The organism is Streptomyces sp. NPDC006687, from assembly GCF_040636215.1.
Classification (GTDB): Bacteria; Actinomycetota; Actinomycetes; order Streptomycetales; family Streptomycetaceae; genus Streptomyces.
Genome location: NZ_JBEYJJ010000024.1, coordinates 21,239 through 46,044, shown reverse-complemented (window position 1 = coordinate 46,044; position 24,806 = coordinate 21,239). Strand labels below are relative to the sequence as shown.

The window sequence follows — 24,806 nt, the reverse complement described above, 5'->3', positions numbered from 1 at the left end:
ACGGCACTGGTGGCACTCCTGCTCCTGCTCACGGGCGGCGCGGCCACCGGCTGCGGAGGCCGGGCCACCACCCACCACAAACCCGGCACCACCCACGAACAGGCCACCGGCGACACCGGCACCCTGCTCGACACCCCGGACGGCAGCGGACACCGCCTGCGCGAGGTCCCCGCCCAGGGCGCGCCCCAGGTACGGCTCACGGTCCGCCCCGACTCCGAGGACGGCTGGAACCTCCAGCTGGCCGTGACCGGCTTCCGCTTCACCCCCGACAGCACCGGCGGCGCCGCCCTCCCCGGAGCCGGCCACGCCCACCTGGACCTCGACGGCCACATGCTGGCCCGCCTGTACGGCCCCTGGTTCCACCTGCCCGCGGCGCAGGTGCCCCCGGGCCCGCACACCCTGACCGTCCGCCTCTACGCGGACGACCACACCGCCTGGGCCGTGGCCGGCAAGCCGGTCGAGACGGCGGTACAGCTGACCGCGGGCCCCCCGGGCCAGGACTCCCACAGCCACACCCCGCCGGCCCCGACCGGCACCCCGGCGACACCCGAGGCCGACCGGACCCTCACCCTCACCGTCCGCGACGGCAAGGTGTTCCCGCCCACCGGCCGCACCGAGCTCAGGCGGGGCGAGCGGATCGCCCTGCACGTCACCAGCGACCGCGCCGACACCCTGCACGTCCACGGCTACGACAAGGAACTGGCCCTGTCGGCGGGCCAGGAGGCCACCCTGGTCCTCACCGCCGACCGCACGGGTCTCTTCGAGGTCGAGACCCACGCGTCCGCACTCGTCCTGACCCAGCTCCTCGTCCGATGACCCCCCTTCCCCTGGCCCCCCTTCCCATGAACCCCCGTCCGGCCGGTCCGCCGGTCCTCCTGGCGCACGGGATCGGCTCCCAGCACGACCTGCCGGTCTCCCCCTTCTACGCCTTCGCCGGCGCCTTCGCCGCGCTCTTCGTCTCCTTCCTGGCACTCGGCCTGCTGTGGTCCACGTCCCGCTTCCGCGGCGACCGCTCCGGACTCGCCCTGCCCGCCGGGCTCCAGCGGGTGGCCGACGCGCCGGCCACCCGCACCGCCCTGCGCGGACTGGGTCTCGCCGCAGCCCTCGCCGTACTCCTCCACCTCCTCCTCGGTCCCGACGACCCCGCCCGCAACCCCGCTCCCGGCGCCGTCTACGTCCTGTTGTGGGTCGGACTCGTGCCCGCCTCCCTCCTCCTGGGCCCCGTCTGGCGCCTGCTCAACCCGCTCCGCACCCTGCACCGCCTCCTGAGCGGGGCCCGCCGCCGCCCGCCGGAAGCGGGCCGCCCCCTGCCGCCCGGCCTCGGCCAATGGCCCGCCGCCGCCGGGCTGTTGGCCTTCACCTGGCTCGAACTGGTCTCTCCCGATCCCGCATCCACCACCACCCTCCTGACCGCCCTCATCTGCTACACCGCCCTGCACCTGCTGCTCGCCGCCCGCTTCGGCGAGGCGTGGTTCACCAGTGCCGACCCCTTCGAGACCTACTCCGTACTCCTGGCCCGCCTCTCCCCCCTCGGCCGCCGCGACGACGGCCGCCTCGTCCTGCGCAACCCCTTCCACGGACTCGACGCGACACCCGAGCGGCCCGGACTCGTCGCCACTGTCTGCGTCCTCCTCGGCTCCACCGCCTACGACGGCTACTCCGACAACCCCTCCTGGATCAACGCCACTCAGACCTCCCCCCTCGGCCGCGTCCCCACGGCCACGCTCGGACTCCTCGGCTCCATCGCCCTCGTCGCGGCCCTCTACTGCCTGTGCGCCGGAGCCACCCGCCTCGTCAGCGGCCCGCACCCCCGCCCGCTGACCGCCTTCGCGCACTCACTCGTGCCGATCGCCCTCGGCTATCTCATCGCCCACTACTTCTCCCTCCTCGTCACCGAAGGACCACGCACAGTAAGCATGGCACTCGGCACTGACAACGGCCCCGAGCCCAGTCCCCCCTTGGGTCCCGGCGCTCTCGCCGCCCTCCAGGTGATCGCCGTCGTCACCGGCCACGTCCTCGGTGTGGTCGCCGCGCACGACCGTTCCGTACGCCTCTTCCCCCCGGCGAGGGCCGTCGCCGGACAGCTGCCGCTCCTCGCGCTGATGATCACGTACACCATCGGCGGGCTCACCCTGCTCCTGAACTGAACTGAACTGAACCGAACTGAACCGAACTGCGCTGAGCGGAACCGGGCGCCGCCGGGAAGGGCATGATGGATCCCGTGCCTCCCGCCCACCCCCTGCGCCGCACCCCGGTCCAGCAGCGCAGCGCCGACCGCCTCGCCCGGATACTCGACGCCTGCGCCGAACTCCTCGACGAGACCGGCTACGAGAACCTCAGCACCCGCACCGTCGCCGTCCGCGCCGGCGTCCCCATCGGCTCCGTCTACCGCTTCTTCGGCAACAAGCGCGCCATGGCCGCCGCCCTGGCCCAGCGCAACCTCGACCGCTACGCCGAGGGCATCACCGCGCGCCTCGCCGGGCTCCCCGCGACCGACTGGCGGCCCGTCGTCGACGCCGTGCTGGACGAGTACCTGGCCATGAAACGGACCGTCCCCGGCTTCGCCCTCGTGGACTTCGGAGTGCCCGCGCCCCCCGCCGAAGGGCCCGCCGCCGACCCCAACCACCAGGTCGCCGAGCGCCTCGCCGGGCTCCTGTGCGCCCACCTCGGGCTCACCCCCGGGCCGGACCTCGGGCGTGCGGTGCTGGTGGCCGTCGAGGCCACCGACGCCCTCGTCCAGCTGGCCTTCCGCGCCGATCCGGCCGGGGACCCCGGGATCATCGACGAGACCCGGGCGATGATGCACGCCTACCTGGCCCGCGTCCTCGACTGACACGGCCCCCGCCCGGCCGCTCCCGTCAGGCGGCCCGGACGGCCGCCGCAACGCTGCAACCCCCTCCCCGCCGTCCCTACCGGTCGGTATGCTCGGGGCCGCCCGCGGGCGCGCCGCGTGGCGGGACCCCGCCGGTCCGCGCCCGTGCCGTCGCCTGCCGCCCCCGGGAGGGTCCATGCCCCGCACCGCCCTGCGTATCTGCCCCCTCTGCGAGGCCACCTGCGGCCTCACCCTCACCCTTGAGGGCACCACCGTCACCGGAGCCCGCGGCGACCACGACGACGTCTTCAGCCGCGGCTTCATCTGCCCCAAGGGCGCCGCCTTCGGCGCCCTCGACGGCGACCCCGACCGGCTGCGCACCCCCCTCGTCCGCCGCGGCGGACGGCTGCGGGAAGCCGGCTGGGACGAGGCGTACGAGACGATCGCCGCCGCCGTGCCCGCCCTCGTACGGGAGCACGGCGCCCAGTCCGTGGGCGTCGTCCTCGGCAATCCCAACGTCCACACGATGGCCGGAGCCCTCTACCCGCCGCTCCTCCTCGGCGCCCTCGGCACCCGCAACCTCTTCACCGCCAGCACCCTCGACCAGATGCCCAAACACGTCTCCAGCGGGCTGCTGTTCGGCGACCCCTTCGCCATCCCGGTACCCGACCTGGACCGCACGGACTTCCTCCTGCTCATCGGCGCCAACCCCGTCGAGTCCAACGGCTCCCTGTGCACCGCCCCCGACTTCCCCGGCCGGCTGAAGGCCCTGCGGGCCAGGGGCGGCACGCTCGTCGTCGTCGACCCGCGCCGCACCCGTACCGCCCGGCTCGCCGACCGGCACCTCGCGCCGCGCCCCGGCAGCGACGCCCTGCTCCTGGCGGCCCTCGCGCACACCCTCCTGGAGGAGGGCCTGGACGCCCCGGGCGCCCTCGCGGGGCACACCGAAGGACTCGGGGAACTCGCCGACGCCCTCGGGAGTTTCACTCCTGAGGCCGTCGCCCCCGCCTGCGACCTGCCCGCCGGGGAGATCCGCACCCTCGCCCGGGAGCTCGCGGCCTCGCCGACCGCCGCCGTCTACGGGCGGATCGGCAGCTGCACCGTCGAGTACGGGACGCTCGCCAGCTGGCTCGTCGACGTCCTGAACATCCTCACCGGCAACCTCGACCGCCCCGGCGGGGCCCTCTTCCCGCTCCCCGCCGCCGGCCCGCGGCCCCGCCCCGCCGGGCCCGGCAAGGGCTTCTCCCTCGGCCGCTGGCACAGCAGGGTCAGCGGTCACCCCGAGGCCAAGAGCGAACTGCCCACCGCCGCCCTGGCCGAGGAGATCGAAACGCCGGGGGAGGGGCGCATCCGTGCCCTGATCGCGATCGCGGCCAACCCCGTGCTGTCCGCCCCGGACGGCAGGCGGCTCGACGCTGCCCTGGCCGGGCTCGACTTCATGGTCAGCGTCGACCCCTACCTGAACGAGACCTCCCGCCACGCCCATGTCGTCCTGCCCCCGCCGCCGCCCTCCCAGAGCGCGCACCACGACTTCGCCTTCAACGGGTTCGCCGTCCGCAACCAGGTCCGCTACACCCGGCCCGCCGTCCCCCTGGAGGCGGACCGGCTGGACGAGTGCGAGATCCTCGCCCGCCTCGTGCTGGCCGTCTCCGGCCTGCACGGCTCCGCCGAGCCGGCCGCCGTGGACGAGACGGCGATCCGCGCCGCCCTCGCCAAGGAGACCGCCGACCGGCACTCCCCCCTGCACGCGGCCGACCCCGAGCACCTCGCCGGACTGCTGACCGGCGAGAACGGCCCCGAGCGCAGGCTCGACCTGATGCTGCGGCTCGGCCCGTACGGTGACCTGTTCGGCGCGGCCGGACCCGAGCGGGCGCGGGACGGGCTCAGCCTGGACAAGCTCCTCGCCCACCCGCACGGCATCGACCTCGGCCCGCTGCGGCCCCGGCTCCCCGGACTGCTGAGAACCCGCAGCGGCAGGATCGAGCTGCTGCCGGACCCGATCGCGGCCGAGCTGCCCCGGCTGCGCGCGGCGCTCGCCGACCGCCCCGCCGCCCTGGTACTCGTGGGCCGCCGCCATCTGCGGTCCAACAACAGCTGGTTGCACAACGTCCCGGCCCTCACCGGAGGTTCCAACCGGTGCACCCTCCAGGTCCACCCGCAGGACGCCGAGCGCCTCGGCCTCGCCGACGGCGGCCGGGCCAGGGTCACCGCCGACGGCGGCAGCCTGGAGGTCCCGGTGGAGGTCACCGACACCGTCCGCACCGGCGTCGTCAGCCTCCCGCACGGCTGGGGCCACGACCGCGACGGCACCCGGCTCGCGGTGGCCGGCGCCGCCCCCGGGGTGAACGTCAACCAGCTCCTCGACGGCAGCCGCCTGGACCCGCTGTCGGGCACCGCGGTGCTCAACGGTTTCCCCGTCACCCTGACACCCCTGCCCTGAGCTGGGGTTTTGCTCGTATTGCTCACGCCCGGACATCTTGTTGGCCCCGGGAGGCGGCACCTACCTTCCCCCCATGCTGACCTTCCTCGGCTTCGCCATGATCGCGACCTTCCTGGTCCTGATCATGCTGAAGAAAATGTCGCCCGTCGCGGCGCTCGTCCTCGTCCCCGCGCTCTTCTGCGTGTTCGCCGGAAAGGGCGCGCACCTGGGGGACTACGTCATCGACGGCGTCGGCAAGCTCGCGCCGACCGCGGCGATGCTCATGTTCGCCATCGTCTACTTCGGCGTGATGATCGACGTCGGCCTCTTCGACCCGGTCGTCCGGGGCATCCTGCGGTTCTGCAAGGCCGACCCCGTGCGGGTGGTGGTCGGCACGGCCGTCCTCGCGGCGATCGTCTCCCTCGACGGGGACGGCTCGACCACGTTCATGATCACCGTCTCGGCCATGTACCCGCTCTACAAGCGGCTCGGTCTGAGCCTGGTGGTCATGACCGGGGTCGCCGCGACCGCCAACGGGGTCATGAACACCCTTCCCTGGGGCGGCCCGACGGCCCGCGCCGCCACCGCGCTCAAGCTGGACGCGGCCGACATCTTCGTCCCGATGATCCCGGCCCTGGCCGTGGGCCTGGTCTTCGTGTTCGTCCTGGCGTACGTGCTGGGCCTGCGCGAACGCCGCCGGGTCGGCTCCCTGGTGATGCCGGGGGAGGAGGAGCCCGCGCAGGAGGCCGGGGAGCTCGTCACCGCCGGAGCCGGCGCGAAGGCGGCCGCCGGGGGCTCCGGTACCCCTGGCACGGGCGGCGCCGCCGCCCCGGACGCGGACCCCGCCCCCGGATCCGGCCGTGACGGCGACACCTCCGGGGCCGTCCGGGGCCTGGACCCCCACCGCCCCACCCTCCGCCCCCGCCTCTACTGGTTCAACGCCGCCCTCACCGCCGCCCTGCTCACCGCGATGATCATGGAGCTGCTGCCCATCCCGGTGCTGTTCCTGCTCGGCGCCGCCCTCGCCCTGACCGTGAACTTCCCGCACATGCCCGACCAGAAGGCGCGGATCGCCGCCCACGCCGAGAACGTGCTCAACGTCGCCGGCATGGTCTTCGCCGCCGCCGTCTTCACCGGTGTCCTCGCCGGCACCGGCATGGTCAAGCACATGGCCGACTGGCTGGTCGGAGCCGTCCCCGAGGGCATGGGGCCGCACATGGCCCTGGTCACCGGCCTGCTGAGCCTGCCGCTCACCTACTTCATGTCGAACGACGGCTTCTACTTCGGTGTCCTGCCGGTCCTGGCCGAGGCGGGCGCCGCCCACGGGGTCCCGCCGCTCGAAATCGCCCGGGCCGCCCTGGTCGGGCAGGCCCTGCACATGTCCAGCCCGCTGGTTCCGGCCGTCTACGTCCTCGTCGGCATGGCCGGGGTCGAGTTCGGCGACCACACCCGCTTCACCGTGAAATGGGCGGCCCTCACCTCCCTCGTGGTCCTGGGGGCAGGGATGCTTTTCGGCATCATCTGACCCGTACGACCCCTGGCCGTCCGAAAACTACCGGCGCTAGTTTGTAGGGTGTGGGCGAACGTCAGTCCGTGCGTCCAGGCGCCGGTGCGTGCTCGGGAGGAATGCGATGAAGGCCCACGACGGGATGTACATCGGCGGGGAGTGGCGGCCCGCCGCCGGATCCGGCCGCATCGAGGTGGTCAACCCTGCCGACGAGCGGGTCATCGCCGGTGTCCCGGCCGGTACGGCCGAGGACGTCGACGCGGCCGTCCGCGCCGCCCGCGCGGCCCTCCCCGGCTGGGCGGCCACCCCGCCGGCCGAGCGGGGCGCGCTGATCGGGGCCCTGCGGGACGTGCTCGTCGCCCGCAAGGCCGAGATCGCCGAGACCGTCACCGCCGAACTCGGCTCCCCGCTCGGCTTCGCCGAGGCCGTACACGCCGGCGCGCCGATCGCGGTGGCCTCCTCGTACGCCGAGCTCGCCGCCTCCTACGCCTTCGAGGAGCGGCTCGGCAACTCCACGGTGTTCCACGAGCCCGTCGGCGTGGTCGGGGCGATCACCCCCTGGAACTATCCGCTGCACCAGGTCGTTGCCAAGGTGGCACCCGCTCTCGCCGCCGGCTGCACGATCGTCCTCAAGCCGGCCGAGGACACCCCACTGACCGCACAGCTCTTCGCCGAAGCCGTGCACGAGGCGGGCATCCCGGCCGGAGTCTTCAATCTGGTGACCGGTACCGGCCCGGTCGCCGGGCAGGCGCTGGCCGAGCACGAAGGGGTCGACCTCGTCTCCTTCACCGGCTCGACCGCCGTCGGAAAGAAGATCGGCGCCCTCGCCGGCGCCGCCGTCAAGCGCGTCGCCCTCGAACTCGGCGGCAAGTCGGCGAACGTCATCCTGCCCGGGGCCGACCTGGCCAAGGCCGTCGCGGCGGGCGTCGGGCACGTCATGAACAACACCGGCCAGAGCTGCAACGCACTCACCCGCATGCTCGTCCACCGGGACCAGTACGAGGAGGCCGTCGCCCTCGCGGCCGCCGCCGTCGCCAAGTACCCCTCGGGCGACCCCCGCGACCCGGGCACCCGCCTCGGGCCGGTCGTCAACGCCACCCAGCGCGAGCGGGTACGCGGATACATCCGCAAGGGCGTCGAGGAAGGCGCGCGCCTGGTCGCGGGCGGCCCCGACGCGCCCCACGAGCGGGGGTACTTCGTCGCGCCGACCGTCTTCGCCGACGTCACGCCCGACATGACCATCGCCCAGGAGGAGATCTTCGGCCCCGTGCTGGCGATCCTCCCCTACGAGGACGAGGACGACGCCCTGCACATCGCCAACGGCACCGTCTACGGCCTGGGCGGCGCGGTGTGGGCGGCGGACGCCGAGACGGCCGTGGCGTTCGCGCGCCGGATGGACACCGGGCAGGTGGACATCAACGGCGGGCGCTTCAACGTGCTCGCGCCCTTCGGCGGCTACAAGCAGTCGGGCGTCGGCCGCGAGCTGGGCCCGCACGGCCTGGGGGAGTACCTCCAGACCAAGTCCCTGCAGTTCTGAGCCGGCTGCCCCGCCCCTTCGCCCGAACCGCCCCTTCGCCCGCCCCGCCTTCGCCCGTACCCGCCGAAGACACCACTCGGAGACGACGACCATGGTCCGCGCCGCCATCCTGCCCGCCGTCGGAGCCCCGCTGGAGATCAGGGAGATCGTGCTGCCCGACCCCGGCCCCGGACAGGTCCGGGTGCGGCTCGCCGCGGCCGGGGTCTGCCACTCCGACCTCTCCCTCACCGACGGCACCATGCGGGTGCCCGTCCCCGCCGTGCTCGGACACGAGGGCGCGGGGACGGTCCTCGCCGTCGGCGCCGGGGTGACCCATGTCACCCCGGGCGACGGGGTGGTGCTCAACTGGGCGCCGTCCTGCGGGGAGTGCCACCACTGCCGGATCGGCGAGGTCTGGCTCTGCGTCAAGGCCCTGTCCGGGGTCGGTGCGGTCCACGCCCACGACACCGAGGGCGTGGAGCTGCACCCCGGGCTGAACGTCGCCGCGTTCGCCGAGGAGACCGTCGTCGCGGCGAACTGCGTGCTGCCCGCGCCCGCCGGGATCCCGCTGGAGGAGGCGGCCCTGCTCGGCTGCGCGGTGCTGACCGGTTACGGGGCCGTGCACCACAGCGCCCGGGTCCGGGCGGGGGAGTCGGTGGCGGTGTTCGGCGTCGGCGGCGTCGGCCTCGCCGCCCTCCAGGCCGCGCGGATCGCCGGGGCGGGGACGGTCGTGGCCGTCGACGTCTCCCCGGCCAAGGAGGAACTGGCGCTGGCCGCCGGAGCCACCGCCTTCGTACGGGCCTGCGACACCACCGCCAGGGAGATCCGCGCGCTCACGGAAGGGCGGGGCGCGGACGTGGCCGTCGAGTGCGTGGGGCGGGCGGAGACCATCCGGGCGGCCTGGGAGTCGACCCGGCGGGGCGGCCGGACGACGGTCGTCGGCATCGGAGGGAAGGAGCAGCGGGTGGAGTTCCACGCGCTGGAGATCTTCCACTTCGCACGGACCCTCAGCGGCTGCGTGTACGGCAACAGCGACCCGGCCCGGGACCTGCCGGTCATCGCCGAGCACGTCCGGGCGGGCCGCCTGGACCTCGGCGCGATGGTCACCGACCGCATCGGCCTCGACGGCATCCCCGCCGCCTTCGAAGCGATGCTCGCGGGCAAGGGCGGCCGCTCCCTGGTCGTGTTCTAGCGCCGGACCACCGACGCCGGCTCACCACCGCCGGCCCGGACCGCCACCGCCTGCACGGACCGCCGACGCCGGCCCGGCCCCGCTAGGCGGTGTCCGGCGGGGTCCGGCGGAGGCGCTCGTACTGGAGGCTCAGGCCGTCCAGGAGGGCGGTCAGGCCCGTCTCGAACGCGCCCTCGTCCACCTCGCGCTGGCGGTCCGCCAGGAGGTGGGCCTGACCCAGGTGGGGGTAGTCCGCCGGGTCGTACGCCGTCTCGTCGTCCACGAAACCCCGGGCGAAGGAACCCACCGCCGAGCCCAGGATGAAGTACCGCATCAGGGCGCCGATCCGCGTCGCGTGCGCGGGGGGCCAGCCCGCCGCTGTCATGGCGCCGAAGACCGCGTCCGCCAGCCGCAGCCCCGCCGGGCGGCGGCCCGGCCCCCGGGCCAGGACCGGCACGATGTTCGGGTGGTCGGCCAGGGCGTCCCGGTAGGAGTGGGCCCAGGCGTGCAGCGCGCCCCGCCAGTCCGCGTTCGCTCCGGCCCGCGCCCCGTCGAACATCGACAGGTCGACCCGCGCGCTCACCGCGTCCGCGACCGCCTCCAGGATCGCGTCCTTCGTCCGGAAGTGATTGTAGAGGGACGGGCCGCTCACCCCCAGCGCCGCCGCCAGCCGCCGTGTCGACAGAGCCTCCAGGCCCTCCGCGTCCACCAGCGCGCCCGCCGCCTCGACGATGCGTTCCCGGCTGAGGAGGGGCTTGCGCGGTCTGGCCATGCGCCACATAGTAGGCCCTGCCCGCCATAAACTAGCGCTGCTAGTTAACCCCGCGCCCACGCCCCGGAGGGACCCCGTGAACCTGGAGCTCAGCGAGGAGCAGGAGGCCGTACGCAGGCTCGCCCGCGCGTTCACCGACCGCGAGGTCTCCCCGTACGCCGCCGCCTGGGACCGCGCCGAGAGCGTGGACCGCTCGATCGTCAAGAAGCTCGGGGACCTCGGCTTCCTCGGCCTCACCGTCCCCGAGGAGTACGGCGGCTCCGGCGGCGACCACCTGTCCTACGTGCTGGTCACCGAGGAGCTCGGCCGCGGGGACTCCGCCGTGCGCGGCATCGTCTCCGTCTCCCTCGGCCTGGTCGCCAAGACCCTCGCCGCCTGGGGCACCGAGGGGCAGAAGCGCGCCTGGCTGCCCCGCCTCTGCTCGGGCGAAGCGCTCGGCTGCTTCGGCCTGACCGAGCCCGGCACCGGCTCCGACGCGGCCGCCCTCACCACCCGCGCCGTGCGCGACGGGGACGCGTACGTCATCACCGGCAGCAAGATGTTCATCACCAACGGGACCTGGGCCGACCTGGTCCTGCTCTTCGCCCGCACCGACCCCGCCGACCCCGGCCACCGCGGGATCTCCGCCTTCCTCGTCCCCGCCGACACCCCCGGCCTGACCCGCCGCGAGGTCCACGGCAAGCTCGGCCTGCGCGGCCAGGCCACCGCCGAACTCACCCTCGACGGGGTCCGCGTCCCGGCCTCCGCGATGCTCGGCCCCGAGGGCAAGGGCTTCTCCGTCGCCATGTCGGCCCTCGCCAAGGGCCGGATGTCGGTGGCCGCCGGCTGCGTCGGCATCGCCCAGGCCGCCCTGGACGCGGCCGTCTCGTACGCCGCGCAGCGCGAGCAGTTCGGCAAGCCGATCGCCCACCACCAGCTGGTCCAGGAGCTGATCGCCGACATCTCGGTCGACGTGGACGCCGCCCGGCTGCTGACCTGGCGGGTCGCCGACCTCATCGACCGGGGACGGCCCTTCGCCACCGAGGCGTCCACCGCCAAGCTCTTCGCCTCCGAGGCCGCCGTGCGCGCCGCGAGCAACGCCCTCCAGGTGCACGGCGGCTACGGCTACGTCGACGAGTACCCGGCCGGGAAGCTGCTGCGCGACGCCCGCGTGATGACCCTCTACGAAGGCACCAGCCAGATCCAGAAGCTGCTCATCGGCCGCGCCCGTACCGGGGTCTCCGCCTTCTGAGAACCCCGCCCCGCGCGGTCCCTAAGCGCTTGCTCACCCTCCGGTAAGCTGTTCCTTTCCTACAGGCGGAGAGGTGAGCGATGGACAGCGCGGCGGAGACCACCGACGGCTACCAGGCGTGGTCGGAGGTCACCCCGGACGCCGCGCGGCGCCTGCTCGTGGCGGCCGTCGAGGCGTTCGCCGAGCGCGGCTACCACGCCACCACCACCCGCGACATCGCGGGCCGCGCCGGCATGAGCCCCGCCGCCCTCTACATCCACTACAAGACCAAGGAAGAGCTGCTCCACCGCATCAGCCGCATCGGCCACGACAAGGCCCTGGAGATCCTGGAGACCGCCGCCCGCGGCCCCGGACCGGCGGCCGGGCGGCTCGACGCCGCCGTACGGTCCTTCGTGCGCTGGCACGCCGCGCACCACACCACCGCGCGCGTGGTCCAGTACGAGCTCGACGCCCTCGGCCCCGGGCACCGCTCCGAGATCGTCGCCCTGCGCCGCCGCAGCGACGCCGCCGTACGGCGCATCCTCTCCGACGGCGTGAGCGCGGGGGAGTTCGACGTCCCCGACGTGCCCGGTACCACCCTCGCCGTCCTGTCCCTGTGCATCGACGTGGCCCGCTGGTTCAACGCGGAAGGGCAGCGCACCCCCGACGAGGTCGGCGCGCTCTACGCCGACCTCGTCCTGCGGATGGTGGGAGCCCGTCCGGCGCCCGCGGCCGCCGCTCAGAAGTAGTAGCGGGACAGCGACTCCGCGACGCACACCGGCTTCTCGCCGCCCTCGCGCTCGACCGTCACCGTCGCCGCCACCTGCACGCCGCCGCCCGCCTCCGTCACCTCCGTGATCACGGCGGTGGCACGCAACCGCGAGCCGACCGGCACCGGGGCGGGGAAACGCACCTTGCCCAGGCCGTAGTTGATGCCCATCCGCATGCCCTCCACCCGCATGATCTGCGGCACCAGGCTCGGCAGCAGGGAGAGGGTCAGATAGCCGTGCGCGATGGTGGTGCCGAAGGGACCGGTGGCGGCCCGCTCGGGGTCCACGTGGATCCACTGGTGGTCGCCGGTCGCGTCGGCGAACAGGTCGATCCGCTTCTGGTCCACCTCCAGCCACCCGCTCGGCCCGAGCGGCTCGCCGGTCGCGGCGCGCAGCTCCTCGGCGGACGTGAAGATCCTCGGTTCGGCCATGCCCCTGCCCCTGTCTCCCGACGGTGAATAAGCGCTTGCTCAGAATGGTGGGGGCCGACACGTCTGTCAACGGAGCTCCGACTACCCTCGGAGGCGTGCCGCAGATTCACGAGAACGTCCACGAGCTCACCGTCGGACAGCTGTCCGCGCGCAGCGGAGCGGCCGTCTCCGCGCTGCACTTCTACGAGACCAAGGGCCTGATCCGCAGCCGCCGCACCTCCGGCAACCAGCGGCGCTACGCCCGCGAGACGCTGCGCCGGGTCGCCTTCGTACGCGCCGCCCAGCGGGTGGGCATCCCGCTGGCCAGCATCCGCGAAGCGCTGGCCCAGCTGCCGGAGGAGCGCACGCCCACCCCCGAGGACTGGGCGCGGCTCTCCGAGACCTGGCGCGCCGAGCTCGACCAGCGCATCCGCCAACTCGGCAAACTGCGCGACCACTTGTCCGACTGCATCGGCTGTGGCTGCCTCTCGCTGAAGAACTGCGCGCTGTCCAACCCGGACGACGTCTTCGGCGAGAAGCTCACCGGCTCCCGGCTGTCGTCCTGACGTCGTCCCACGACTCCAGGGCGGCCGCGACCAGTTCGGCGTTCGAGCGCGCGGGCCGCCCGTCGGGCAGGGTCAGCACCTCGCCCACCCCGATCCGCGCGCCCGCGCCGCACCGCGCGGCCAGCCGCAGCACGGGCCAGGCCGCGCCCTCGCGCCCATAGAGCAGGAGCGGCACCGGCGGCAGCCAGCGCATCCCGGCGACCAGCGCCGGGTCGGCCTCCGCCAGCTCCACCACCAGCCGGACCCGCCCGTACCCCGGAGGGCTCCACGCCAGGAACCGGGCCAGCGGCTCCGGTCCGGCCCCGCCGCCCAGCGGCACCACCGCGTCCACCCCCACCCCCCGCTCCAGCAGGGCGCGCCCCAGCTCCCGCGCCCCCGGATCGGCGAAGGGCACCACCGCCCGGTCCGGCAGCACCGTCCAGGACCGCACCCGCTCCAGCCGCCCGGCCGGATCCGGCTCGGCCGCGACACCGGCCGGCACCACCAGCGGTACGAGGACCCCCGCGCCCCGCAGCTGCGCCAGCAGCGGCCCGACCACCCGGGGCGAGAGGCTCTCCCGCCCGCACGGGGTCCTGGGATGCACCAGCACCTCACCGGCCCCGGCCGCGACCGCCGCCAGCGCCGACTCCGCCAGGTCCCCCGGCGACAACGGCACCGCGCCCCCGTCCCCGGCCCCCCGCGCCCCGTTCAGCGCGACCTGCACCAAGGGCCCCCGCCCGGCCCCGCCCCCACCGCTGCCGACCAGGCCGCCCCCGGCCCCGCCCCGCCCCCCGGCCGCGCCCCGCCCGGTCCCACCGTCCCCGCCGACCCTCACGCCGCGTCCGCCGGTGCCTCGTGCACCACCGGGGCGTCCGCCAGGGCCGGGCGGGGGACCACGATCCCGCAGCCCTCGCACACCGGCCCGTCCCACGCCCAGGCCCCGCCCCACGCCACCGGCCCCGACAGCGCCGAAGGCCACCGCAGCTCCCGCTCACCGCAGACCGGGCACGCCGTCCCCGGCTCCGACTCCAGGGCCCGCACCAGCCGTCTCAGCACCTCGCCGAGCGTCCCCTCCGGCCGTACCCCCGGATCGGCGCACCGCACCACCGCGTCCCCGGTGCCGCCCCAGGCCCACTCCGGCCGCCGCACCCCGTCGTGCTTCTCCCGTCTGCGCCGCGCCGCGAACTGCCTCTCGTACTCCAGCCAGACCGCCCGGGCGTCCTCCAGCTCCTCCAGCGCCGCCACCAGCCGCAGCGGATCCGCCCCCCGGTCCTCGGGGGCGATCCCGTGCCGGTCGCACAGATGCCACCACGTCGCCCGGTGCCCGTAGGGCGCGAACCGCTCCAGGCAGCGGCGCAGCGAATGGCGCCGCAGGGCCCGGTCGTTGCGCGCGTCACGCACCTGGTAGGCCAGACTCCGAAAACCCGCCACTGTACCTTCACCTCCGCCGTGTCCCTGCCCGTACCCGCCGTTCCGCCCCGCGTCACCGCGTAGAACGAAGCGACCCGCCCCGACGTGCCCAACATGCCCGACGGGATGCGGGCGTATGCGGGGGCGGTCGAGGCGTACGGGTGGCACATGGCCGGAAGTCAGCGCCCCATGCGCCCCGCGCCGACCACGATCCGGGCCAGCTCCTCATGGCAGATGTCGCTGTGCGCCCCCGACGGGGGACCGCCCCGGCGGACCACGGAACCCGCGTCCACGCTGACGCAGCCCGCCCCCGGGAGGCCCCCGTTCAGGGCCCCGTCCAGGGACAGCCGGGGGGTGCCCGGCACCGCCTGCACCCCGTCGTGCCCGAGGGCGCCCCACCGCTCGTCGAGGCCGAGCAGACCGGCCGAATCCCCCGCCATCCGGGAGGCAAGCGGGTAGAACACCCCGAGTGCGGAGTCGTGGGAGGAATGGCAGGCCACCACCGGTCCGTCCACCCGGCGCTGGAGGCCGCGCAGGCCCCCGCCCCGCCCCGGGTCGTGGGGGAGCCGGTCGCTGAACGCGTAATGGGAGAAGGCTCCCTGAAGCAGGGTCAGCGACTTCACGTACCGGGCCCCCTCGGGTACGGCCCGCAGTGAGAACGACACCACCCGCGCCCCGAAGCTGTGGCCGACGAGATGGAAGCGCAGTGCGGGATGCCGCCCCGCGAGGTCCGTCAGCACCGGTCCGAGCCCGTGCTCGCCGACCACCCCGGCCCGCTTCTTCATCTCGTAGTACGTGGCCTGGCGCAGCAGTTCCTTGGCACCGCCCCACAGGGCGCGCAGCCCGTCGCCCGCGGTGAAGTCCGGTCCCGCCGGCTCCCCGGCCGCGGCCCCCGCCGCCGCCAGGGCGGTGGTCAGGGTCCGGCAGACCGTGACCGCGTCCCGCACGAAGAGGTCCGGCACCCCGGGCGCCGCAGCCCCCGCCGGACCGGCCGCCCCCTCCGCCCCGACGAGCTGCCGGACCAGCGCCGCGAACTCCCCCAACGCCGCCTCCGACTCCGGCCGTTCCGCCAGCAGCGCCGCGACCCGCTCCAGCTCCGGCTCCCGGCCGGGCCAGAACCCGGCCAGCGCCGCCCGGGTGTCCGCGTCCAGGGCCGGACCCGCGGCAGCCGCCGCCGGCGTGCCGTGCGGGTCGAAGTCCGGGATCGGCTCGTCGGAGAACCGCATCGACGGCCACACCACCCCCACGTACCCCAGCCGCACCCCCGCCCCCACCAGCCCCGGGAAGGGGGCGAAGAAGCGGTCGAACAGCCGGGTCGCCGTCGAGCGGTCGCTGTTCCATCCGTGGGCGAAGACCAGCAGGTCGGTGGCCTCCATCCGGGCCACCGCGGCCCGCGTGGCCGGGTCCGCGTCCCCCTGGGCGTCGAAGGTCAGCTCCTGGTACGGCCCGACCCCGATCCCCGCTCCGCCGTCCGCCATGACGTACCCCTTCCGCGCGCGCCTGCCCGGGACGGTCGCAGCATCCTGCCGCGCGGCCGCGACGGCCATACCCGCGGCAGCACCCGTTGCGGCAAGGCTCCTCCGGGGGTCAGGGGTAGAGCAGGTACTCCTCCCGGACCGCCGCGAACCGCGCCAGCCCCTCCGCCCAGTCGCCCGCGATCTCCTCCACCCCCGCCCCCGCGTCCACCAGCGTCCGCACCCGGTCCGACCCGGTCAGCCGGTCGATCCAGTGGTCCGGCCGCCACGCGAACCCGCTCCACACCCGGCGCGCCGTGACCAGCAGCCCGATCCCCGCCCGGACCGGGTCGAAAGCCTCCCGGTCGTGCACGACCAGCCGGACCCCGCCGCACACCTTCCCGGCGTGCTTGGAGAAGGAGGGGGTGAACCACGCCTCCCGGAACCACACCCCCGCCAGCCCCAGCCCGTCGGCCGCCTCCGCCCACCGCCGGTCCACCCCCTCCGCGCCGACCACCTCGAAGGGGGTGGTCGTACCGCGGCCCTCCGACAGGTTGGTCCCCTCGAACAGGCAGGTGCCGGCGTACGCGAGGGCCGTGTCCGGGGTCGGTACGTTGGGGCTCGGCGGCACCCACGGCAGGCCGGTCTCCCCGAAGAACGCCCCGCGCCGCCACCCCGTCATCGGCACGGTCCGCAGCCGGGGCCCGGCGCCGCCGCGCAGGAACTCGCCGCGGAAGAGCCGGGCCAGCTCGGCCACCGTCATCCCGTGCGCGAGCGCGATCGGCTCCCGGCCCACGAAGCTCGCGTACGCCCGGTCCAGGACGGGCCCGGCGGCCCGCAGCCCGCCCACCGGGTTGGGCCGGTCCAGCACCACCACCGCCGTACCGGCCAGGGCGGCCGCGCGCATGCAGTCGTAGAGGGTCCAGTTGTAGGTGTAGAAGCGCGCTCCCACGTCCTGGACGTCGAAGACCAGCGTGTCGATCCCCGCCGAGGTGAAGAGGTCCGCGAGCTTGCGGCCGCTCAGGCCGTACGTGTCGTACACGGGCAGTCCCGTCGCCGGATCCCGCCCGGACCCCTCCGAGCCGCCCGCCTGCGCGGTGCCCCGGAAGCCGTGCTCGGGGGCGAACACCGCCACCAGGCCGACCCGTTCGTCGGCGTGGAGCACGTCGACCAGGTGGCGGGCGTCGGCGGTGATCCCGGTCGGGTTGGTCACCACCCCGACCCGCCGGCCGACGAGCTCCGCGTACCCGTCGGCGGCCAGCCGCTCGAAGCCGGTGCGCACCCGGCCGGGGAGCCGGGGGACGGCCGGGCTCCCCGCTCCGACGGCGCCGGCGGCCCCTGCGGCCCCCGCCAGTCCCAGCAGCCCGCGGCGCGACAGTGTCATCCCGCCATGCTGGGGTGCGGCCCCCTTCCGCCCCGACATACCGACCGGTTAGTCTGCCGGGATCCGGCGGCCCGACGGGCCCGGGCAGGCAGCAGCGGCGAAAGGTGATCCCCGTGAGCGCGTACCAGGACCAGCGAGTCGTCGTCACCGGCGCGGGCGGCGGCATCGGGGCGGCCCTCGCCCACCGCTTCGCCGCCGAGGGGGCCGCCGTCGTCGTCAACGACCTCGACGCGGACCGGGCCGCCGCCATCGCCGACGCCATCGGAAGCCGCGCGATCGCCGTCCCCGGGGACGCCTCGGCGATCGTGGAGGAGGCCCGCGAGGCCCTCGGCGGACGGGTGGACGTGTACTGCGCCAACGCCGGACTCGCCTCGGGCGGCGACGCCTTCGCGCCGGAGACCGTCTGGGAGGCGGCCTGGGACACCAACGTCATGGCCCACGTGCGGGCGAGCCGCGCCCTGCTGCCCGACTGGCTGGAGCGGGGCGCGGGACGGTTCGTGTCGACCGTCTCGGCCGCCGGGCTGCTCACGATGATCGGGGCGGCGCCGTACAGTGTCACCAAGCACGGTGCCCTCGCCTACGCGGAATGGCTCTCGCTGACCTACCGCCACCGGGGTGTGCGGGTCCATGCCGTCTGCCCGCAGGGCGTGCGCACCGACATGCTGACCGCCGCGGGCTCGGCGGGCGAGCTCGTCCTGGCGCCGACCGCGATCGAGCCGGAAGCGGTCGCGGACGCCCTGTTCGACGGCATGGAGAAGGGCCGGTTCTTGATCCTCCCGCACCCCGAGGTGGCGGACTACTACGCCATGCGCGCGAGCGATCCCGAGCGGTGGCTGGGCGCCATGAACCACCTCCAGCAGAAGTGGGAGTCCTCTTGACCTCCCCGGGTGTGCCGGACGGGTCCCCGTACGCCGGCCGGCCCTGGCTGCGGCAGCTGAGCGCCGCGCAACGGGCGCCGGTGGCTCCGCCGGCCAGCGCGCTGGACGCCTTCCGGGCCGCCGTGGCGCGGGCGCCGCGGCGGGCCGCGCTGGCGTACTTCGACGGACGGATCGGCTACGCCGAGGCCGACGCCCTCTCCGACTCCCTGGCCGGGTACCTCGCGGGGCGGGGGGTGCGGCGGGGCGACCGGGTCGCGGTCATGCTCCAGAACACCCCGCACTTCGTGCTGGCCGTGCTCGCGGTGTGGAAGGCGGGCGGGACGGTCGTGCCGGTCAACCCGATGTACCGGTCCGCCGAGACGCGGCACGTGCTCGGCGACTCGGGCGCGGTCGCGCTGGTGTGCGAGCCCGGGGCCTGGCAGGGCTACCTGCGGGAGGCGTCCCGCGGAACGGCGGTCCGCACCGTCCTGACGGCCGGCCCCCGGGACTTCCAGACCCGCGACGACCCCCGCGTCTTCGGGACCCCGAGGCCGGCCCCCGGCCCGGCCCCGGCGCCCCACCCGGCCCCCGGCCCGGCCCCGGCCCCGGTCCTGGCCCCGGCTACGACGCCGCACCCGGCCCCGGTCCCGGCCCCGGTTCCCGGCGATCTGCTCGGCGTCGCCCGCCAGGGCCACCCCGCCCCGCCCGACCCCCGGCTGCGGGCCGAAGACATCGCGCTGCTCAGCTACACCTCCGGCACCTCCGGCACCCCCAAGGGGGCCATGAACCCGCACGGCGCGCTCACCTACAACGCCGTCCGGCAGGTCACCGGCCACCCCGTCGCCGAGGGGGCCGGGTACTTCGCGCTCGCGCCGCTGTTCCACATCACCGGGCTGGTCTGCGAGCTCACCGCCTGCCTCGTCAACGCCGGGACCCTCGTCCTGACCCACCGGTTCGACGCCGGGACCGTCCTCGACGCCTTCCTGGAGCACCGCCCCGCCTACACCATCGGGCCCGCCACCGCCTTCACCGCCCTGGCCGCGCACCCCGCCGCCACCCGCGAGCACTTCGCCTCCTTCCAGGTGGTCTCCTCCGGCGGCGCCCCGCTCCCGCCCGCCCTCGTCGAACGCCTCCGCGCCGACTTCGGGTTCTACCTCCGCAACGGCTACGGCCTCACCGAGTGCACCGCCCCCTGCGCCTCCGTCCCCGCGCACCGCGAAGCCCCCGTCGACCCCGGCAGCGGCACCCTCTCCGTCGGGGTCCCGGGCGCGCAGACCCTCGTACGGATCCTCGACGAGCACGGCGCCGAGCTCCCGCTCGGGCAGACCGGCGAGATAGCCGTCCGCGGACCGCAGGTCGTTCCCGGCTACTGGGGCCTGCCCGAGGAGACCGCCCGGACCTTCCCGGACGGCGAACTGCGCACCGGGGACGTCGGGTTCATGGATGCCGACGGCTGGCTCTACGTCGTCGACCGCAAGAAGGACATGATCAGCGCCTCCGGCTTCAAGGTCTGGCCGCGCGAGGTCGAGGACGTCCTCTACAGCCACCCCGCCGTCCGCGAGGCGGCCGTGGTCGGCGTCCCCGACGCCTACCGGGGCGAGACCGTCAAGGCGTACGTCAGCCTGCGCCCCGGCACCCGCGCCGAGCCGGCCGAACTCGTCGCGTACTGCGCCGAGCGCCTCGCCGCCTACAAGTACCCGCGCCAGGTGGAGGTCCTGCCTGTGCTTCCGCAGACCACCAGTGGCAAGATCCTGCGTCGAGAACTGCGCGAGCGCGGCTGAAAACAGTCGGAGGCTCAGGAGAGGAAGGCGAGCACCATGGCCGCCAGGAACACCGCCGGACCCGAGGCCGGCGACCGCGACACCCCGGTGCCGCAGCGACTGCTGGCCGTCGCCACCCGGCTGTTCGCCGAGCGCGGTTACGACCGCACGTCCGTCCAGGAGATCGTCGAGGCCGCCGGGGTCACCAAGGGCGCCCTGTACCACTACTTCGGCTCCAAGGACGACCTGCTGCACGAGGTGTACGCCCGGATGCTGCGCCTCCAGCAGCAGCGGCTCGACGCGGTGGCCGGATCCGGCGCCCCCGTCGAGGAGCGGCTGCGGGCCGCGGCGGCCGACGTCGTCGTCACCACCATCGAGAACCTCGACGACGCGATGATCTTCTTCCGGTCGATGCACCAGCTCAGCCCGGAGAAGTACAAGCAGGTCCGGGCCGCGCGCCGCCGCTACCACGAGCGGTTCCGCGCGCTGGTCGAAGAGGGGATGGCCGCCGGGGTGTTCTCCACGGCCACCCCCGCCGACCTGGTGGTGGACTACTACTTCGGCTCCGTGCACCACCTCTCCACCTGGTACCGGGCCGACGGCCCCCTCACCCCCCAGCAGGTGGCCGGCCACCTCGCCGACCTGCTCCTGCGCTCCCTGCGCCCCTGAGCAGGCCGGCGGCCCAAGCAGCCGCTCAGCGGTAGCGCTTCAGCTCGCGGTGGGCCAGGGAGCGCTGGTGGACCTCGTCCGGGCCGTCCGCCAGACGCAGCGTCCGCGCCGCCGCCCACAGCTCGGCCAGCGGGAAGTCCTGGCTGACCCCGCCCGCCCCGTGCAGCTGCACCGCCTGGTCCAGGATCCCCACCACCGCGCGCGGGGTGGCGATCTTGATGGCCTGGATCTCGGTGTGCGCGCCCCGGTTGCCGACGGTGTCCATCAGCCAGGCCGTCTTCAGCACCAGCAGCCGCAGCTGCTCGATGGTGACCCGGGCGTCCGCGATCCAGTTCTGCACCACCCCCTGCGCGGCCAGCTCCTTGCCGAAGGCGCTACGGTCCAGGGCGCGCCGGCACATCAGCTCGACGGCCCGCTCCGCCATCCCGATCAGCCGCATGCAGTGGTGGATGCGGCCCGGGCCCAGCCGCGCCTGGGCGATGGCGAAGCCGGCGCCCTCCTCGCCGATCAGGTTCGCCGCCGGCACCCGGGCCCCGTCGAAGACCACCTCGGCGTGGCCGCCGTGGTCGTGGTCGGCGTACCCGTACACCGTCATCGCCCGGCGCACCTCCACCCCGGGGGTGTCGCGGGGGACCAGGACCATCGACTGCTGGCGGCGCGGATCGGCGCCGTCCGGGTCGGTCTTGCCCATGACGATGAAGACCTTGCAGTCCGGGTTCATCGCCCCGGAGATGTACCACTTGCGGCCGGTGACCACGTACGCGTCGCCGTCCCGCTCGATCCGGGTCTCGATGTTCGTGGCGTCCGAGGAGGCCACCTCGGGTTCGGTCATGGCGAAGGCGGAGCGGATCTCCCCGGCCAGCAGGGGCTCCAGCCACTGCTTCTTCTGCCGCTCGTCCCCGAACTGGGCGAGCAGCTCCATGTTCCCGGTGTCGGGGGCCGCGCAGTTGGTGGCCATCGGCGCCAGGTGCGGGCTGCGGCCGGTGATCTCCGCGAGCGGGGCGTACTGGAGGTTGGTCAGCCCGGCGCCGTACTCCCCGTCGGGCAAGCTGTGCTGGTCGACGAAGAACAGGTTCCACAACCCCTGGCGGCGCGCCTCGGCCTTCAGTTCACCGAAGACGGCCGGGGTGTCCCAGGGTGAGGCCAGCCGTGCGCGCTGCTCGGCGGCGAGGGCTTCCGCCGGATAGACGTACTCCTCCATGAACGCGAGCAGCCGCCCGCGGAGTTCCTCGGTCCGGGTGTCGAATGCGAAATCCATCTGCGCGGCTCCTCAGCCTTCCTGGAGGGTGGTCAGACCGTGTGCGATGAAGACCGGGACCAGCTCGCCGATCCGGTCGAAGCCCGCGCCCACCGTCTGGCCGAGCGTGTAGCGGTAGTGGATGCCTTCGAGGATCACCGCGAGCTTGAACCAGGCGAAGGCCGTGTACCAGGCGATCGCCCCGGTGTCCCGGCCCGAGCGGGCGGCGTACCGCTCGACCAGTTCGGCGGGGGCCGGATGGCCCGGCGCGCCGCTCGTCGTGCTGACGGGGGAGTCCTCCAGGCCCAGGTCCGAGCTGTACATCACCAGCAGCCCGAGGTCGGTCAGCGGATCTCCCAGGGTGGACATCTCCCAGTCCAGCACCGCCCGGATCGTGTCGCCGGGCCCGCCGATCAGTACGTTGTCCAGCCGGAAGTCCCCGTGCACCACCGTCGGGGCGGGCGAGGCGGGTAGGGCCCGGCCCAGCGCCCCGTGCAGGGCGTCGATCCCGGCGAGCTCCCGGCCGCGCGAGGCCGCGAGCTGCTTGCCCCAGCGGCGCAGCTGCCGGTCCAGGAAGCCCTCGGGCCGGCCGAAGTCGCCGAGGCCCACCGCCTCCGGGTCCACCGCGTGCAGGTCGACGAGGGTGTCCACCAGGCCGAGCACCGCCCGCCGGGTGCGCTCGGGGCCGATCTCCGCGAGCTGGCCGGCCGTCCGGTACGGGACCCCGTCCACGTGCTCCATGACGTAGAACGGTGCCCCCAGCACCTCCTCGTCCTCGCACAGCAGCAGCGGCTCCGGCACGGGGACGGCCGTGTCGTGCAGGGCGGCGATGACCCGGTGCTCGCGCCGCATGTCGTGGGCGGTGGCCAGGACGTGCCCGAGCGGAGGGCGGCGCACCACCCAGCGGGAGACGCCGTCGGTGACCGCGTACGTCAGGTTTGACCGGCCCCCCTCGATCAGCCGGCCGGTCAGCGGCCCGGCCACCAGCCCGGGGCGCGCGGAGTCGAGGTGGCCGCGCAGCCGCTCCAGATCGAGGCCGCGGGGGTCGGCTGAGGTCATGGACGGGCCTCCGTACGAAGTCGGGCTGACGACGGGTGCGTCGGGTGTCCCGAGCCATCATGCCGACCAGTCGGTATGCCGTCCAGAGGGCAGGCCGGAAGAACCCCTCCGGCCCGCCGTCCTACCACCTCAGGCGTGGCACAGGATCGGGGTGCCGCCGTTCATCACGGTCATGTCGCGCAGCACGGCCATGATGTCCAGCGGGGCCCCCTCCGGCTCCCCGGCCAGCTCCGCGTACGCCCGGTGCAGGTTCGCCACCAGCCGCTCGCTCTCCCGCCAGGCCGCGAACTCCCCGAGGTCGGCCCCCCGCGCGGTCTCCAGCGGGCTCCGCCCCGCCTCCCGGCCCTCGCGCGCCAGCTCCTCCACGTAGCGCAGGTAGCGCTCGGTGGCCTCGTACGCCGAAGGATCCGTCAGCGGCCCGTGGCCCGGTACGACGGTCTCCGCGTCCAGCGAGCGCAGCAGCTCCAGCGCCCGCAGCGAACCGGCCAGCGAGCCCATCGCCAGGAACGGGGTGCCGCCGGCGAAGACCAGGTCCCCGGTGAACACCACCCGCCGCGCGGGCAGCCACACCACCGAGTCGCCGGTGGTGTGCGCCACGCCCGGGTGGAGCACCCGTACCTCGGTGTCCCCGACGTGCAGGGTCAGCCGGTCGTTGTAGGTGAGGCCGGGCGGGGTGATCTCCACCGCGCCGAAGTCGGTCGCGGGCCAGATCAGCTCCAGCTGGTGCCCGGCGGCGAGCTGCTCGGCCCGCGCGTTGTCGTGGCCGACGATCAGGGCCGGGGCGAAGACGGCGTTGCCGTAGGTGTGGTCGCCGTGGTGGTGGGTGTTGACCACGGTCCGGGGCCGCGCCGCCCCGGAGTCCAGGACCGCGTCGCGCAGGGCCAGCGCCCGCCGCTCGGTCGCGGCGGTGTCCACCAGCAGGGTCTGCCCGCCGTCGTGGATCCAGCCCGCGTTGTTCAGGCACCAGCCGCCGTCGGGCTGGACGTAGGCGTACACCCCGGCCGCCGGCTTGACGGTGTAGGGCTTCTCGACGGTCATGGGTGCTCTCCCCGGCTCGGTGTGACAGACGGTCAGCATCCTGTCAGCCGACCGGTGCCGGGGGAGAGCGGGGGCTGGGGGCCGGACGTCAGAGCACCAGGGCCATCGCGAACACCGCCAGCGCCACCGTGCAGGCCACCGCCCCCGTCGCCACGCGGGGCGACAGGGCCGCCGGGCGGGCGGCCGCGAGCTGGCGGATGCGCAGGTGCGCCACCCTGAGGAACGCCACCCACACCAGCGCGATCACGGCCACCCCCGTGATCTCCAGCGGCGACCCGGACCCGCGCAGTGCCTGCCGCAGCGCCAGCACGGCGGTGACCGAGCACGCCAGGGTGGTGCGCCGCCACGCCAGGCGGGTCCGCTCCGGCTGGAGCCCGGCGTCGGGCCGGGTCACGGCCGGTCCGTCCAGCCCAGCAGCACCACCAGCACCATCGCCACCGCGACCAGTCCCACCCCCAGACTGAGCAGCACCGGGAACGGCGAGAGCGGCAGGTCCTCGCCCCGCCGCATCGCCCGTTCGCACCGCACCCAGTGGTGCACCGCCCGCAGCGCGCAGGCCGCCCCCACCCCCAGCAGGGCGAGCGCCATCCCGACCCGCACCCCCCACCGCAGGTCCGGCAGGAACTGGTCCACCGCGAACCCGCCGCCCACCAGCGCCAGCGCGGTCCGGATCCAGGCCAGGAAGGTCCGCTCGTTGGCCAGGGAGAAGCGGTAGTCCGGGGTCTCGCCCTCGCCGCGCAGCCGCTGCGGAGCGAACCAGAGGCGCACGTCCTTGAGGAAGTCGATCACCAGTCCAATTTACGGTC

Annotated in this window: 24 protein-coding genes; 13 read left to right on the top strand and 11 right to left on the bottom strand. The window is 74.7% G+C overall.

Translation table 11 applies throughout. The features are described from left to right. The first annotated feature begins 6 nt into the window (after nucleotides 1–6). From ABZ716_RS23405 to ABZ716_RS23375, 7 genes are all read left to right on the top strand, one after another. The gene (locus ABZ716_RS23405; RefSeq protein ID WP_358961456.1) at nucleotides 7–816 is read left to right on the top strand and encodes a hypothetical protein; all 810 of its coding nucleotides are present in this window, start codon (nucleotides 7–9) and stop codon (nucleotides 814–816) included. Between the two features lie 26 nt (nucleotides 817–842). Next, entirely contained in the window at nucleotides 843–2,147 is a 1,305-nt protein-coding gene (locus ABZ716_RS23400) for a hypothetical protein (protein ID WP_358961453.1), read from the top strand. A 65-nt stretch (nucleotides 2,148–2,212) separates the two neighbouring features. Next, entirely contained in the window at nucleotides 2,213–2,833 is a 621-nt protein-coding gene (locus tag ABZ716_RS23395; RefSeq protein ID WP_358813746.1) for a TetR/AcrR family transcriptional regulator, read from the top strand. A 175-nt stretch (nucleotides 2,834–3,008) separates the two neighbouring features. Further along, the gene (locus tag ABZ716_RS23390) at nucleotides 3,009–5,252 is read left to right on the top strand and encodes a molybdopterin oxidoreductase family protein (protein WP_358961444.1); all 2,244 of its coding nucleotides are present in this window, start codon (nucleotides 3,009–3,011) and stop codon (nucleotides 5,250–5,252) included. 73 nt (nucleotides 5,253–5,325) lie between these two features. After that, entirely contained in the window at nucleotides 5,326–6,756 is a 1,431-nt protein-coding gene (locus ABZ716_RS23385; protein WP_358961442.1) for a citrate:proton symporter, read from the top strand. 106 nt (nucleotides 6,757–6,862) lie between these two features. After that, nucleotides 6,863–8,275 (top strand): aldehyde dehydrogenase family protein, encoded by a 1,413-nt coding sequence (locus ABZ716_RS23380; protein WP_358961439.1) that lies wholly within the window; start codon nucleotides 6,863–6,865, stop codon nucleotides 8,273–8,275. Nucleotides 8,276–8,366: 91 nt separating this feature from the next. Next, entirely contained in the window at nucleotides 8,367–9,446 is a 1,080-nt protein-coding gene (locus ABZ716_RS23375) for a zinc-binding dehydrogenase (protein ID WP_358961437.1), read from the top strand. 82 nt (nucleotides 9,447–9,528) lie between these two features. Here ABZ716_RS23375 and ABZ716_RS23370 read toward each other — a convergent pair whose 3' ends face one another. Continuing rightward, nucleotides 9,529–10,197 carry a TetR/AcrR family transcriptional regulator C-terminal domain-containing protein gene (locus tag ABZ716_RS23370; protein ID WP_358961434.1) on the bottom strand — a complete coding sequence of 223 codons (669 nt, stop codon included), beginning with the start codon at nucleotides 10,195–10,197 and terminating at the stop codon, nucleotides 9,529–9,531. 76 nt (nucleotides 10,198–10,273) lie between these two features. Between ABZ716_RS23370 and ABZ716_RS23365 the strand changes: the two genes are divergently transcribed. Next, nucleotides 10,274–11,428, top strand: coding sequence for an acyl-CoA dehydrogenase family protein (locus tag ABZ716_RS23365; protein ID WP_358961432.1), 1,155 nt, complete (start codon nucleotides 10,274–10,276; stop codon nucleotides 11,426–11,428). Nucleotides 11,429–11,508: 80 nt separating this feature from the next. After that, nucleotides 11,509–12,156: a TetR/AcrR family transcriptional regulator gene (locus tag ABZ716_RS23360; protein WP_358961429.1), complete on the top strand. Its 648-nt coding sequence runs from the start codon at nucleotides 11,509–11,511 to the stop codon at nucleotides 12,154–12,156. On the opposite strand, the gene ABZ716_RS23355 is transcribed toward ABZ716_RS23360, so the two are convergent. Continuing rightward, nucleotides 12,147–12,608: a MaoC family dehydratase gene (locus tag ABZ716_RS23355; RefSeq protein ID WP_351885839.1), complete on the bottom strand. Its 462-nt coding sequence runs from the start codon at nucleotides 12,606–12,608 to the stop codon at nucleotides 12,147–12,149. The genes ABZ716_RS23360 and ABZ716_RS23355 overlap by 10 nt on opposite strands. Nucleotides 12,609–12,703: 95 nt before the next feature. Between ABZ716_RS23355 and soxR the strand changes: the two genes are divergently transcribed. Beyond that, complete coding sequence (soxR, locus tag ABZ716_RS23350) at nucleotides 12,704–13,153, top strand: redox-sensitive transcriptional activator SoxR (RefSeq protein WP_358961426.1); 450 nt, start codon at nucleotides 12,704–12,706, stop codon at nucleotides 13,151–13,153. Here the strand turns inward: soxR and ABZ716_RS23345 are convergent. The 4 genes from ABZ716_RS23345 to ABZ716_RS23330 form a co-directional block, all read right to left on the bottom strand. Then, nucleotides 13,128–13,856 carry a 3-keto-5-aminohexanoate cleavage protein gene (locus ABZ716_RS23345; protein WP_358961423.1) on the bottom strand — a complete coding sequence of 243 codons (729 nt, stop codon included), beginning with the start codon at nucleotides 13,854–13,856 and terminating at the stop codon, nucleotides 13,128–13,130. The two genes, soxR and ABZ716_RS23345, sit on opposite strands and share 26 nt — an antisense overlap. A gap of 107 nt (nucleotides 13,857–13,963) precedes the next feature. After that, nucleotides 13,964–14,563 (bottom strand): hypothetical protein, encoded by a 600-nt coding sequence (locus tag ABZ716_RS23340; protein ID WP_358813715.1) that lies wholly within the window; start codon nucleotides 14,561–14,563, stop codon nucleotides 13,964–13,966. A gap of 158 nt (nucleotides 14,564–14,721) precedes the next feature. Next, nucleotides 14,722–16,020, bottom strand: a complete 1,299-nt coding sequence (locus ABZ716_RS23335) for a serine-threonine protein kinase (protein ID WP_358961421.1) — start codon at nucleotides 16,018–16,020, stop codon at nucleotides 14,722–14,724. 109 nt (nucleotides 16,021–16,129) lie between these two features. Then, nucleotides 16,130–17,380, bottom strand: a complete 1,251-nt coding sequence (locus tag ABZ716_RS23330) for a DUF1343 domain-containing protein (protein WP_358961418.1) — start codon at nucleotides 17,378–17,380, stop codon at nucleotides 16,130–16,132. Between the two features lie 113 nt (nucleotides 17,381–17,493). On the opposite strand from ABZ716_RS23330, the gene ABZ716_RS23325 reads away from it, so the two are divergent. The 3 genes from ABZ716_RS23325 to ABZ716_RS23315 are packed head-to-tail and all read left to right on the top strand — an operon-like array spanning nucleotide 17,494 to nucleotide 20,666. Then, nucleotides 17,494–18,258: an SDR family oxidoreductase gene (locus ABZ716_RS23325; protein ID WP_358961415.1), complete on the top strand. Its 765-nt coding sequence runs from the start codon at nucleotides 17,494–17,496 to the stop codon at nucleotides 18,256–18,258. After that, nucleotides 18,255–20,018 (top strand): AMP-binding protein, encoded by a 1,764-nt coding sequence (locus ABZ716_RS23320; protein ID WP_358961412.1) that lies wholly within the window; start codon nucleotides 18,255–18,257, stop codon nucleotides 20,016–20,018. Before ABZ716_RS23325 ends, ABZ716_RS23320 begins: the two co-directional genes overlap by 4 nt. 36 nt (nucleotides 20,019–20,054) lie before the next feature. Continuing rightward, the gene (locus tag ABZ716_RS23315) at nucleotides 20,055–20,666 is read left to right on the top strand and encodes a TetR/AcrR family transcriptional regulator (protein ID WP_358813720.1); all 612 of its coding nucleotides are present in this window, start codon (nucleotides 20,055–20,057) and stop codon (nucleotides 20,664–20,666) included. Nucleotides 20,667–20,691: 25 nt separating this feature from the next. Here ABZ716_RS23315 and ABZ716_RS23310 read toward each other — a convergent pair whose 3' ends face one another. The 5 genes from ABZ716_RS23310 to ABZ716_RS23290 all read right to left on the bottom strand — a co-directional run bounded on the left by ABZ716_RS23310 (nucleotide 20,692) and on the right by ABZ716_RS23290 (nucleotide 24,789). Continuing rightward, nucleotides 20,692–21,924: an acyl-CoA dehydrogenase family protein gene (locus ABZ716_RS23310; protein ID WP_358961409.1), complete on the bottom strand. Its 1,233-nt coding sequence runs from the start codon at nucleotides 21,922–21,924 to the stop codon at nucleotides 20,692–20,694. A gap of 12 nt (nucleotides 21,925–21,936) precedes the next feature. Further along, nucleotides 21,937–22,962, bottom strand: coding sequence for a phosphotransferase family protein (locus ABZ716_RS23305; protein WP_358961406.1), 1,026 nt, complete (start codon nucleotides 22,960–22,962; stop codon nucleotides 21,937–21,939). A 129-nt stretch (nucleotides 22,963–23,091) separates the two neighbouring features. After that, nucleotides 23,092–24,000: an MBL fold metallo-hydrolase gene (locus ABZ716_RS23300; RefSeq protein ID WP_358961404.1), complete on the bottom strand. Its 909-nt coding sequence runs from the start codon at nucleotides 23,998–24,000 to the stop codon at nucleotides 23,092–23,094. An 88-nt stretch (nucleotides 24,001–24,088) separates the two neighbouring features. Then, entirely contained in the window at nucleotides 24,089–24,394 is a 306-nt protein-coding gene (locus tag ABZ716_RS23295; protein WP_358961402.1) for a DUF202 domain-containing protein, read from the bottom strand. Then, entirely contained in the window at nucleotides 24,391–24,789 is a 399-nt protein-coding gene (locus ABZ716_RS23290; RefSeq protein WP_358961399.1) for a DUF202 domain-containing protein, read from the bottom strand. The genes ABZ716_RS23295 and ABZ716_RS23290 overlap by 4 nt, the downstream gene beginning before the upstream one ends. Nucleotides 24,790–24,806: the final 17 nt, after the last annotated feature.

What these genes read in the sequence shown, in the direction of transcription:
- ABZ716_RS23400 (WP_358961453.1), top strand. Translation starts at nt 843, where the DNA reads ATGAACCCCCGTCCGGCCGGTCCGCCGGTCCTCCTGGCGCACGGGATC.
- ABZ716_RS23395 (WP_358813746.1), top strand. Translation starts at nt 2,213, where the DNA reads ATGGATCCCGTGCCTCCCGCCCACCCCCTGCGCCGCACCCCGGTCCAG.
- ABZ716_RS23390 (WP_358961444.1), top strand. Translation starts at nt 3,009, where the DNA reads ATGCCCCGCACCGCCCTGCGTATCTGCCCCCTCTGCGAGGCCACCTGC.
- ABZ716_RS23385 (WP_358961442.1), top strand. Translation starts at nt 5,326, where the DNA reads ATGCTGACCTTCCTCGGCTTCGCCATGATCGCGACCTTCCTGGTCCTG.
- ABZ716_RS23380 (WP_358961439.1), top strand. Translation starts at nt 6,863, where the DNA reads ATGAAGGCCCACGACGGGATGTACATCGGCGGGGAGTGGCGGCCCGCC.
- ABZ716_RS23375 (WP_358961437.1), top strand. Translation starts at nt 8,367, where the DNA reads ATGGTCCGCGCCGCCATCCTGCCCGCCGTCGGAGCCCCGCTGGAGATC.
- ABZ716_RS23370 (WP_358961434.1), bottom strand. Translation starts at nt 10,197, where the DNA reads ATGGCCAGACCGCGCAAGCCCCTCCTCAGCCGGGAACGCATCGTCGAG.
- ABZ716_RS23360 (WP_358961429.1), top strand. Translation starts at nt 11,509, where the DNA reads ATGGACAGCGCGGCGGAGACCACCGACGGCTACCAGGCGTGGTCGGAG.
- ABZ716_RS23355 (WP_351885839.1), bottom strand. Translation starts at nt 12,608, where the DNA reads ATGGCCGAACCGAGGATCTTCACGTCCGCCGAGGAGCTGCGCGCCGCG.
- ABZ716_RS23335 (WP_358961421.1), bottom strand. Translation starts at nt 16,020, where the DNA reads ATGGCGGACGGCGGAGCGGGGATCGGGGTCGGGCCGTACCAGGAGCTG.
- ABZ716_RS23330 (WP_358961418.1), bottom strand. Translation starts at nt 17,380, where the DNA reads ATGACACTGTCGCGCCGCGGGCTGCTGGGACTGGCGGGGGCCGCAGGG.
- ABZ716_RS23315 (WP_358813720.1), top strand. Translation starts at nt 20,055, where the DNA reads ATGGCCGCCAGGAACACCGCCGGACCCGAGGCCGGCGACCGCGACACC.
- ABZ716_RS23310 (WP_358961409.1), bottom strand. Translation starts at nt 21,924, where the DNA reads ATGGATTTCGCATTCGACACCCGGACCGAGGAACTCCGCGGGCGGCTG.
- ABZ716_RS23305 (WP_358961406.1), bottom strand. Translation starts at nt 22,962, where the DNA reads ATGACCTCAGCCGACCCCCGCGGCCTCGATCTGGAGCGGCTGCGCGGC.
- ABZ716_RS23300 (WP_358961404.1), bottom strand. Translation starts at nt 24,000, where the DNA reads ATGACCGTCGAGAAGCCCTACACCGTCAAGCCGGCGGCCGGGGTGTAC.